Origin of the sequence: Lentibacter sp. (genome assembly GCF_965657785.1) — a bacterium.
In the GTDB taxonomy this organism is placed as follows: Bacteria; Pseudomonadota; Alphaproteobacteria; order Rhodobacterales; family Rhodobacteraceae; genus Lentibacter.
Genome location: NZ_CBFHPP010000011.1, coordinates 83,265 through 92,738 on the forward strand (window position 1 = coordinate 83,265; position 9,474 = coordinate 92,738).

The window sequence follows — 9,474 nt, forward strand, 5'->3', positions numbered from 1 at the left end:
TCAGATACATTTGAAATAGTCGAACGGCTCAAGGCAGCTTTTGCAGCGCCATTGGGCCTTGCAGGGGGTCGATCCGAACTGCGACAGGCGTTCCAGATCGTGGCTTTGGCAGCGCGGGCATTCTGCCGGCCCGCCTGCGGGCTGGGGCGGCGCGATGCCGTAGTCTTGCAGTTTTTTGCGGCCCTTCTCGGTCAACCAATCGGTTGTCCACGGCGGGGAAAGCTGGCGCTGGAGCCTGAGTTTCTCGATCCCGTGGCTGCGTAGGGCGGTTTCGATATCAAGGTTGATAATGCTCGTGGCAGGACAGCCCGAATAGGTCGGTGTGACGGTCACTTCGAGCGTGTCACCCGCCCAGGCCACGCCTCGGATGATGCCCAGATCCATCAACGAAATCACGGGGATCTCGGGATCGGGCACATCGTCAAGCCACGCATAGACCTCTTGAACGCTTGGCTTCATTACCAGCTCGCTCCCGGATAGGCGCGCTGAAGCCACTGCATTTGCGTGAGGATATGGCCCAGATGCTCGGTGTGCATCTTGCCTGTGCGCCCGCCTTTGTGGGCAAAGCGGCTGTCGGGAATGGACAGCGTGGCCTCGGCCATTGTCTCAGAAACGGCAGCGTCATAGGCCGCGCGCAGGCTCGCCAGATCGGGTGCAATGCCCGCTTCTGTGGCGGCCGCATCGACGGCGTCAGGGGTGAACAGCTCGCCCACATAGGGGTAAAGATAGTCCAGCGCGTCTTGCATACGCTTGTGGCTTTCTGGCGTGCCATCGCCGAGGCCAATGACCGTGTCGCGCGAGCGCTCGACGTGGTAGCTGACTTCTTTGACGGCCTTGTCGGCAATGTCGCTCACGCGCTTTTCGCTTGAGTTTTGAAGGGCTTGCAGCATGAGCAAGTGCCATTGATCAAACAGATACTGGCGCATGAGGGTGCGGCCAAAGTCGCCATTGGGCAGCTCGGTGAGCAGCGCGTTGCGAAAATCCCAAGCGTCGCGCAGGAAGGCAAGATCATCGGCTGTTTTGCCTGTGCCCTCTTCTTCGGCGGCGAGGCCGAGCCAGAGCTGGGTCTGGCCAATGAGATCAAGCGCTGTGTTGGCGAGGGCAATGTCTTCTTCCAGAACGGGCGCGTGGCCGCACCACTCAGAGACGCGATGGCCAAGGATCAGCGTGCTGTCGCCCATGCGCAGCGCGAAGTCGTGAAGCGTGCTCATGTTACATGGCCCCCACATCTTCGGGGATGTCAAAGAAGGTCGGGTGGCGGTAGACCTTGCTCTCGCTCGGCTCATAGAGCGGGCCTTTGTCCGAGGGGCTTGAGGCCGTGATATGCGCAGCTTCAACCACCCAGATCGACTGACCTTCGTTGCGGCGCGTGTAAACATCGCGCGCATTTTTGATCGCCATTTCGGCATCTGGCGCGTGCAGGCTGCCCACGTGGCGGTGTGACAGGCCATGCTGGCCGCGAATGAAGATTTCCCAGAGGGGCCATTCTTTAGACATATCTATGCTCCTTATTCCGCAGCTGTTTTGAGCGCGGCGCGTTTGGCGGCGTGGGCCATCAGGCCGTCGCGCACCCATGCGCCCTCGTCCCAAGCTGTGTTGCGTTTTTCCATGCGGTCGACATTGCAGGGGCCGTTGCCGCGCAAGACGTCAAAGAACTCCTCCCAGTCAGGCTGCGAAAAATCATAGCCGCCCTTCTCTTCGTTCCATTTGAGGTTCTCGTCGGGCACGGTCAGGCCGAGGTATTCGGCTTGGGGCACGGTCTGGTCGACAAATTTCTGGCGCAGCTCGTCGTTGCTGTCCATTTTGATCTTCCATGCCATGGATTGGGCGGAGTGGACCGAATCTGCATCAGAGGGGCCAAACATCATCAAGCTCGGATACCAGAGCCGGTTGAGCGCATCTTGAGCCATAGCCTTTTGGGCGGGCGTGCCTTGGGCCATCTTCATCATGATGTCGTAGCCTTGGCGCTGGTGGAAGCTCTCTTCCTTACAAATGCGGATCATCGCGCGGCTATAGGGGCCGTAAGATGTGCGCTGGAGTGGCACTTGGTTCATGATCGCGGCCCCGTCAACAAGCCAGCCGACTGCGCCCATATCGGCCCAGTTGAGTGTGGGGTAGTTGAAGATCGAGGAATACTTCATACGCCCGTCAAGGAGCTGTTCTGTCAGCTCGTCGCGGCTCACGCCCAGCGTTTCGGCGGCGGCGTAGAGGTAAAGGCCGTGGCCGGCCTCGTCCTGCACCTTGGCGAGGAGGATCGCCTTACGCTCCAGCGTGGGCGCGCGGGTGATCCAGTTGCCTTCGGGGAGCTGGCCGACGATTTCGGAGTGGGCGTGCTGGCCGATCTGGCGGATCAGCGTTTTGCGGTAGCCCTCGGGCATCCAGTCTTTCGGCTCGATCTTGATGTCTTGGTCGATGCGGTCCTGAAAGGCCGCCTCTTCGGGGCTCATCTCTGCGCGGGTTTTGACGCCTGCGCCGGTTGATTTTACCATCTGTGCATACATGAGTGTGTCCTCCTCAGACCCGTTCAATGATAATGGCTGCGCCTTGGCCGACGCCAACGCACATGGTGCAGAGTGCGTAGCGGCCTTGGCGGCGTTTGAGTTCGTAAGCGGCGGCCATAACAAGGCGCGCGCCCGACATTCCGAGCGGATGGCCGAGCGCAATGGCACCGCCGTTTGGATTGACGTGTTCGGCATCATCCGCGACGCCAAGGGCGCGCAGAGTGGCGAGGCCTTGGGAGGCGAAGGCCTCGTTCAGCTCGATCACATCCATATCTTCAATCGTGAGACCCGCGCGCGCCAGAACCTTCTGGCTCGCAGGCACAGGGCCGATCCCCATGATGCGCGGCGCAACACCTGCGACAGACATCCCGACAACGCGGGCAAGCGGCGTGAGGCCTTGGGCTTTGGCACTGGCCTCGGAGGCCATCAGGAGCGCAGCTGCGCCATCATTGACGCCTGAGGCATTGCCCGCTGTGACAGTCTTGCCCACGCCATTGATGGCGCGCAGTTTGGCAAGGCTTTCGGGCGTTGTGCCTGCGCGGGGGTGTTCGTCTGTCGCAAATACGACCGGATCTCCCTTGCGCTGTGGAATTTCGACAGGCGTGATCTCGTCAGAGAACTTGCCTGCCGCTTGCGCAGCCTCAAAGCGGGCTTGGGAGCGGGCGGCGAAGGCGTCTTGGTCGGCCCGGTTGATGCCGTAATCTTGGGCCACATTGTCAGCCGTTTCGGGCATGGACTCTGTGCCGTAGGCGGCTTTCATCTTGGGGTTCACAAAGCGCCAGCCAATGGTTGTGTCATAGACCGTATTGGCGCGCGAGAAGGCGGTTTCGGCCTTGGGCATCACGAAGGGGGCGCGGCTCATGCTTTCAACGCCACCTGCGATTGCCATATCGTAATCACCCGCCTTGATGGCGCGGGCGGCCATACCGACAGCATCCATACCAGAGGCGCAGAGGCGGTTGAGAGTGGTGCCCGGAACCTCGATGGGCAGACCCGCCAGAAGGGCTGCCATGCGCGCGACATTGCGGTTGTCTTCGCCTGCCTGATTGGCGGAGCCATAGATCACGTCGTCAATTGCGGCCCAATCCACATTTGGATTGCGGGCCTTCAGCGCGGCAATGGGCAGAGCGGCAAGATCATCGGCGCGCACAGAAGAGAGCGCCCCGCCGTAACGGCCAATGGGTGTTCGGGTTGCATCACAAATAAAGGCCTGAGCCAAAGCAGCGTCTCCTGAGTGGTCCTGTTGCGAGATTATTGTGCACGGCGGCACGATTCGACGCAAGCAATATGTTACACGTAGCAATCATCTTTTTATTTTTTGGTAACGCATTTGCGAATTTTGCAATTTGCACAAAAAATTGCCGCATTGCTGCTATAGCTCCTCAGATAACGAGGAAGCCTAAGTTACAGCAAGCGTATGAGTCTGACAGAACACACCTACCGCCCCGAGATTGACGGTCTGCGCATGATCGCTGTTGTTGCTGTTGTGCTCTATCACTTCGGGGTGCCCGGGTTTGGCGGCGGATTTGCCGGTGTGGATGTGTTTTTTGTCATTTCGGGCTATCTGATCGGCGGTATTTTGTGGCGCGAGGCGCAGGCGACAGGGCGGATCTCCTTGGCGCGGTTTTATATCCGTCGTGTGAAACGGCTGGCACCTGCGTTCTTTGCGATGGCGCTGGCGGCGAGTGTGATCGCGTGGTTTGTTTTGCTGCCGTTTGAGTTGCGCGAATATGGCAAATCGCTGATCGCAGCGACGGTTTATCTCAGCAATGTGCTGTTTTTCCGAGGGGCGGGATATTTTGACACGGCGGGAGAGAGTAAAGTCTTGCTCCACACGTGGTCTTTGTCTGTGGAGGAGCAGTTTTACATTTTTCTGCCGCTTGTTTTGCTTCTGTTGGCGCGTTGGCCGCGGGTCTTTATCGGCGGTCTCTGGCTGTGTTTTGCACTCTCGCTGACCGCCTCAATCTGGCTCACGCCAAGCCATCAGACGGCGACCTTCTATCTCTTTCCCTTTCGTGCATGGGAGCTATTGGCGGGCGTTTTACTGGCCGTCTGGAGCCACGGGCGCGCGCCTTTAAAGGCGGGGGCATGGCTGAGCTGGCTCGGGCTTGGACTGGTGATTGGGAGCCTTGTCTTTATTGAGGCCAGCCGTGGTTTTCCGGGGTGGCAGGTGATTTTTCCTGTGCTTGGCACGGTGCTGTTGCTTGCGAACGGGCAAGCGGGCAACGGGGTGAACGCTGTATTGAGCACGCGCATTCCTGTGTTTTTTGGCAAGATCTCCTACTCGCTCTATCTCTGGCATTGGCCTGTGTTTGTGCTCTCGTTTTACGGGCGCGGGGGCTATGCGGGCTGGTGGGAAGCCGCGCTTTGGATCGGGCTGAGCGTGGTCTTGGCCACGCTCTCTTGGCGCTATGTCGAGACGCCGTTTCGCCGCATGGAGCCGCGCGGCTGGGCTGTGCTTGGCGCGCTGGCTGTGCCCTCTGCCGCCGCTCTGGGCTTTGGCGCGCTGGCCTATGTGAAAGACGGGCTGCCGACGCGGTTTGACCTCAAGACGCAGGCGCATATTCAGGCAAGTGGTGACTTTTTGCAGGATTTCTCGCGCTGTTATGTGCCACGCGAGGGCGCGTTTGAGGGGGTGGAGCTTTGCCCGATCGGGCCTGACGGCGCGCCCGAGGTATTAATCTGGGGTGACAGCCATGTGCGCGCCTTCAAGGAAGGCCTCGAGCAAGCCGCATGGCAGGCCGACACCCCTGCCCTGATCATCTGGCACGCGGGCTGCGCGCCGCTCTTTGGCGTCAGCAAGACCGAGAGCTATGCCACCCCCGCGCAGGATGCGGCCTGCACGGCGGAAAAGGCGATCATTGCGCGCGATATGTCTTCGCTTGCGGCGGTGCGCGATGTGCTGCTTGTCGGGCGCTGGAGCTATTATGCGAGCGGGCGCGGCGTCGGGCTTGATGCCGAGAACACCATTGCGCTTGAGGGCTATGGCGCAAGCGGCAATGCGGCTGTGGTGCGCGCGGGGCTGGCGGCGAGTGTGCCGATCCTGACGGCAGAGTTCGGGCGGGTGCATCTTCTGGAGCAAATGCCCGAGCTGCCCCGCTATGACAGCCGCGAGGCGGCACGGCTTCTGGCGCATGGACGCGCCAGCGAGGCCGAGGTTGCGGCGCGGGCCAGCGTGGCACGCGCGGAGGCTGAGGCGCGTTATGCTTTGGCGCGGGAGGCAATCAGCGCCGCTCCCGTCATAGAAATCTGGGATGCCGTTTGCACAGGCGAAACCTGTAGCGCGCTGCAGGGCGCCGCGAGCTGGTATTTTGACAACAACCACATCACCAATACAGCGGCAAAGGCTATGGCGGCGCGGTTTGCGCCCTTGTTTGAGGGGCGCTTGGGAAATGAGTGAGCTTTTGCGCGCCTCTTGGGATGTGATCGTGATCGGCACGGGCATGGGCGGTGGAACGCTGGGCCGTGCGCTCGCCGAAGCGGGCCAGAAAGTCTTGTTTGTCGAGAAAGGGCCTGCGGGCCACCGCCGAGAAGAGACGCCTTTGTCGCATGATATATTTGTCCCCCAAGCGCGGCTGGCGCGGGGGCTTTGGCCTGCGCAGGTGCGCGCGCGTGTGGACGGGGTTGAGCAGGCGTTTTACGCCCCGCTGGGTGCCGGGGTTGGCGGCAGCTCGGTCTTTTATGCGGCGACCTTGGAGCGCCCTGCGCCGCAGGACTTGGACCACACAGAGGCGCGGCCTCACCCGACGGGCGGCTGGCCTGTATCTTATGCGGCGTTTGAGCCTTATCTCATGCGCGCTGAAGCGATGTATCATGTGCGCGGCGGGGCAGATCCGCTCGGCCCCGCACCGTCGCAGCCCTTGCCCGAGGCGGGGGAGATGAGCGCGGTCGACCGCCTGATTGCACAGCGTTTGGCGGCAAACGGGGTGCATCCCTACCATTTGCACACCGCTGTGAAAGAGATCGAGGGCTGTAAGAGCTGTCTTGGTTTCAAATGCCCGATGCCGTGCAAAATGGATGCGCGCTCCGCAGGGGTTGAGCCTGCTTTGGCGACGGGCAATGCCGCGCTTCTGGACTGTGCCGAGGTGAGCAAACTTGTGGGCGACGGACGCGCGATCAGCCATATCGAGCTGCGCATGGGGGGCGAAACGCACTTGCTACGCGCGCCTGTTTTTGTTTTGGCGGGTGGCGCGTTTGGCAGCCCACGGCTCTGTCTTGGCTCGGCCTCGGAGGCTTTCCCCGAGGGCGTGGCAAACGCGAGCGGGCTGGTCGGGCGGGGGCTGATGTTTCACCTCAACGAGATGTTTGCGGTCTGGCCCGGCATTCAGGGTGGCGGGCCGTCAAAATCTGTGGGCTTTCGCGACTTGCTCTGGCATGAGGGCGAGCGCCTCGGCATGGTGCAGGCGATGGGGATTGATGCCTCCTATGGCGAGATTTTGCATTATCTGCGGCTCAGACTTGCGCGCAACGCACTGGGGCAAAAGCGGCTGATGCAGGAGGCCGCGAGGCTGCCTGCGGCGCTTGCAGCAAAGGTTTTGGGCAACGCCAAAGTTTTTGTCGGGTTGATGGAAGACCTCGCGTATGAGGACAACCGCGTCTTGCCGCCTGTGGGCGATGAGATTGCCTTTGAGTATCACTTGCGCGAAGAGCTTTTGGCCCGCCGCAAGCTGTTTCGCCGCGCCATCAAGCGCGCATTTAGAGGCCAGCGGCAGATGTTTCTCGGCAATGCGCCTGAGCTGAATTATGGCCACCCTTGCGGCACAATGCGCTTTAGCGTGGATGCCAAGCGCTCGGTTTTGAACGGCGCGGGGCGCGTCCATGAGCTGGGCAATCTTTATGTGGCGGATGCGAGCTTTATGCCAAGTTCGATGGGCGTGAACCCGTCCCTTGCGATTGCGGCGCAGGCGTTGCGCACGGCTGAGGCAATACTGGAAAGGGGCAAGCATGACTGAGGTAAACAGGACTGAGGCAAACAGGACTGAGGCAGACGGGCGGCTCTTGAAGAGCGTGGCCGTTGTGACGGGCGCAGGCGCAGGGCTTGGGCGGGCTTTGGCGCGGGGCTTGGCGGCGCGGGGTGTCAAAGTGGCGGCCTTGGGGCGCAGGCTTGAGCCACTTCAAGAGACAGCGGCAGGGCATGAGGACATCTTGCCCATTGTTTGTGATGTGTCTGATCCGCTTGCGCTTGACGCCGCATTTGCCGAGGTGCGCGCTGCACTTGGGCCTGTGTTATTGTTGATCAACAACGCGGCGGTTTACCCGCGCCGCGATGTGTTTGAGGAAAGCCACGCCAGCTTTATGGAGACCGTGGCGACCAATCTTGGCGGCAGTTTCGGCGCAACACGGCTGGCGCTTGAAGATATGGCGGAGGCGGGCTTTGGGCGGATCGTCAATGTCACGAGTTTTGCCGATATTGCCCCCCTGCCCGCCTCTGGCGCGTATTCGGCGTCAAAGGGCGCGCAGCGGATTTTGACACGGGCTTTGGTCGCCGATCTGGCGGATCGTTTGCCTGATATTGTGATCAACGACTGGTTGCCTGGAATGCTGGCAACCGAAATGGGCGTGCCTGACGGGCTTGACCCGAAGGTGGCGGCAGACTGGGGCGTCAGGCTGGCGCTTTGGCATGAGCGGAGCCTGAATGGCACGACATTTGAGATGATGCGCGAATTGCCGCCCGCGCGCGGCCTGAAGGCCCGCGTCAAAGACAAGCTGTTGATGCGGCGCAAGGCCAAGCCGAGGCAGCTCTAACGCTGCGAGAGCGCGTCAAAGAGCAGGCGCGGCAGGATTAGAAAACAGCGGGCATAGCGCGGCACCAGCCGTGCGGGGGCCTGAGCCGCGCGCCACGCCCACTCCATCGCAATGACTTGCACCCATTTGGGCGCACGGGTTTGTGCGCCTGAGAGAAAATCAAGCCCTGCCCCGATCGAGGCAAAGCCGAGGCTTGGCGCGAGGCTGCGGCCACGGGCGGCGAAGGCTTCCTGCTTGGGCGCACCGAGGGCGAGGAAGACGAGGCCCGCGCCTGAAGCTTCCAGTTCAGCAAGCATAGCGGCGGCGGCGTCACTCTCTGGATCAAAGCCCATAGGTGGAGCGATTTGACATGATATATCAATATTTTGCACAGCAATCTTAAGAGCCTCTGCCGAGGCTTTGAGGCTCTCTTCTGTGGAGCCAAAGAGCGCAACCTTGACGCCATTTTGCGCCGCCAGCTCGGCCAGCGGCAGCACCATTTCAGAACCAGGCACAAGCGCGACAGGGCGGCGCGCCAGCCGTGAGAGCCAGACAACCGGATTGCCATCGGCGACGACAATATCTTGCGCCGCATAGGTGCGGGCGAAACGCGCGCTGGCGTGCAGCTTGACGAGATGATCCAGATTGAGTGTGGCGAGGGCAAAGCCTTCTGCCTCTGCGAATCTCGCAGCCACAGCTGCCAAAAGGGCCGCTTTGGTGGGCGTATTCACCACAATCTCATACCCATTGGCTTTAAAAATCAAAATCACACCCTCTGCACACTGTGGATATAGCCGATAAACGGCTCTTGCGGCCTGTCATAGCGGGAAAAATTGCCAAAAATTTGACATATGCCCCAGTCTTGACACTTTTTAAGGCCAAATTACGCCAAGATAAGTGACCTGACAGAGCCGACCGAAGCTATCGTGGCTTTGCGTGCGGTTCTAAGGCTATGTGAGTTATGTGATGCAAAGAGTGGCGATTGTTGGATGTGGCTTTGTGGCTGATCTTTATATGCGCTCTTTTGCGGTGCATCCCGAGATTGAGGTTGTGAGCTGCTATGATCGCGACGCGGCGCGGCTTGCGGCCTTTTCAAAGCATTGGAATGTCGCGGCGGCGGCTGATCTTGCGGCTGTTTTTACAGAGGTGGCGGGCACGGGCCTTCTGTTAAACTGAGCCTCCCCCTTTGAATTGGTCCGTCCCTATAGTTAGGAAAACGGAGAATCGAAGATGGGAATTACGAGACCGA

10 protein-coding genes are annotated in these 9,474 nt (G+C 60.6%); 4 read left to right on the forward strand and 6 right to left on the reverse strand.

Annotated features, from left to right (window positions below; genetic code table 11):
• From paaD to pcaF, 5 genes are read right to left on the reverse strand one after another with little or no spacing between them, the layout of a single operon-like run.
• Window positions 1-459: a 1,2-phenylacetyl-CoA epoxidase subunit PaaD gene (gene paaD, locus ACTF58_RS08430; protein WP_438991530.1), complete on the reverse strand. Its 459-nt coding sequence runs from the start codon at window positions 457-459 to the stop codon at window positions 1-3.
• Window positions 459-1,211 carry a 1,2-phenylacetyl-CoA epoxidase subunit PaaC gene (gene paaC, locus ACTF58_RS08435; protein ID WP_438991531.1) on the reverse strand — a complete coding sequence of 251 codons (753 nt, stop codon included), beginning with the start codon at window positions 1,209-1,211 and terminating at the stop codon, window positions 459-461. Before paaC ends, paaD begins: the two co-directional genes overlap by 1 nt.
• A 1-nt stretch (window position 1,212) precedes the next feature.
• Window positions 1,213-1,497 (reverse strand): 1,2-phenylacetyl-CoA epoxidase subunit PaaB, encoded by a 285-nt coding sequence (gene paaB / locus ACTF58_RS08440; RefSeq protein WP_438991532.1) that lies wholly within the window; start codon window positions 1,495-1,497, stop codon window positions 1,213-1,215.
• Between the two features lie 11 nt (window positions 1,498-1,508).
• Complete coding sequence (gene paaA, locus ACTF58_RS08445) at window positions 1,509-2,501, reverse strand: 1,2-phenylacetyl-CoA epoxidase subunit PaaA (protein WP_438991533.1); 993 nt, start codon at window positions 2,499-2,501, stop codon at window positions 1,509-1,511.
• 13 nt (window positions 2,502-2,514) lie between these two features.
• The gene (pcaF, locus tag ACTF58_RS08450) at window positions 2,515-3,720 is read right to left on the reverse strand and encodes a 3-oxoadipyl-CoA thiolase (protein WP_438991534.1); all 1,206 of its coding nucleotides are present in this window, start codon (window positions 3,718-3,720) and stop codon (window positions 2,515-2,517) included.
• A 198-nt stretch (window positions 3,721-3,918) separates the two neighbouring features.
• Here pcaF and ACTF58_RS08455 point away from each other — a divergent pair, with 198 nt between their 5' ends.
• The 3 genes from ACTF58_RS08455 to ACTF58_RS08465 are packed head-to-tail and all read left to right on the forward strand — an operon-like array spanning window position 3,919 to window position 8,246.
• Window positions 3,919-5,901 (forward strand): acyltransferase family protein, encoded by a 1,983-nt coding sequence (locus ACTF58_RS08455; RefSeq protein WP_438991535.1) that lies wholly within the window; start codon window positions 3,919-3,921, stop codon window positions 5,899-5,901.
• Window positions 5,894-7,453: a GMC oxidoreductase gene (locus tag ACTF58_RS08460; RefSeq protein WP_438991536.1), complete on the forward strand. Its 1,560-nt coding sequence runs from the start codon at window positions 5,894-5,896 to the stop codon at window positions 7,451-7,453. Before ACTF58_RS08455 ends, ACTF58_RS08460 begins: the two co-directional genes overlap by 8 nt.
• Window positions 7,446-8,246 carry an SDR family oxidoreductase gene (locus ACTF58_RS08465; protein WP_438991537.1) on the forward strand — a complete coding sequence of 267 codons (801 nt, stop codon included), beginning with the start codon at window positions 7,446-7,448 and terminating at the stop codon, window positions 8,244-8,246. Before ACTF58_RS08460 ends, ACTF58_RS08465 begins: the two co-directional genes overlap by 8 nt.
• Here the strand turns inward: ACTF58_RS08465 and ACTF58_RS08470 are convergent.
• Window positions 8,243-8,995 carry a WecB/TagA/CpsF family glycosyltransferase gene (locus ACTF58_RS08470; protein ID WP_438991538.1) on the reverse strand — a complete coding sequence of 251 codons (753 nt, stop codon included), beginning with the start codon at window positions 8,993-8,995 and terminating at the stop codon, window positions 8,243-8,245. The genes ACTF58_RS08465 and ACTF58_RS08470 overlap by 4 nt on opposite strands.
• 196 nt (window positions 8,996-9,191) lie before the next feature.
• Between ACTF58_RS08470 and ACTF58_RS08475 the strand changes: the two genes are divergently transcribed.
• Window positions 9,192-9,401 (forward strand): Gfo/Idh/MocA family oxidoreductase, encoded by a 210-nt coding sequence (locus tag ACTF58_RS08475; RefSeq protein WP_438991539.1) that lies wholly within the window; start codon window positions 9,192-9,194, stop codon window positions 9,399-9,401.
• Window positions 9,402-9,474: the final 73 nt, after the last annotated feature.

Coding starts and splice junctions, on each gene's coding strand:
- paaD (WP_438991530.1), bottom strand. CDS start 459: ATGAAGCCAAGCGTTCAAGAGGTCTATGCGTGGCTTGACGATGTGCCC.
- paaC (WP_438991531.1), bottom strand. CDS start 1,211: ATGAGCACGCTTCACGACTTCGCGCTGCGCATGGGCGACAGCACGCTG.
- ACTF58_RS08465 (WP_438991537.1), top strand. CDS start 7,446: ATGACTGAGGTAAACAGGACTGAGGCAAACAGGACTGAGGCAGACGGG.
- paaA (WP_438991533.1), bottom strand. CDS start 2,501: ATGTATGCACAGATGGTAAAATCAACCGGCGCAGGCGTCAAAACCCGC.
- ACTF58_RS08455 (WP_438991535.1), top strand. CDS start 3,919: ATGAGTCTGACAGAACACACCTACCGCCCCGAGATTGACGGTCTGCGC.
- ACTF58_RS08475 (WP_438991539.1), top strand. CDS start 9,192: ATGCAAAGAGTGGCGATTGTTGGATGTGGCTTTGTGGCTGATCTTTAT.
- ACTF58_RS08460 (WP_438991536.1), top strand. CDS start 5,894: ATGAGTGAGCTTTTGCGCGCCTCTTGGGATGTGATCGTGATCGGCACG.
- paaB (WP_438991532.1), bottom strand. CDS start 1,497: ATGTCTAAAGAATGGCCCCTCTGGGAAATCTTCATTCGCGGCCAGCAT.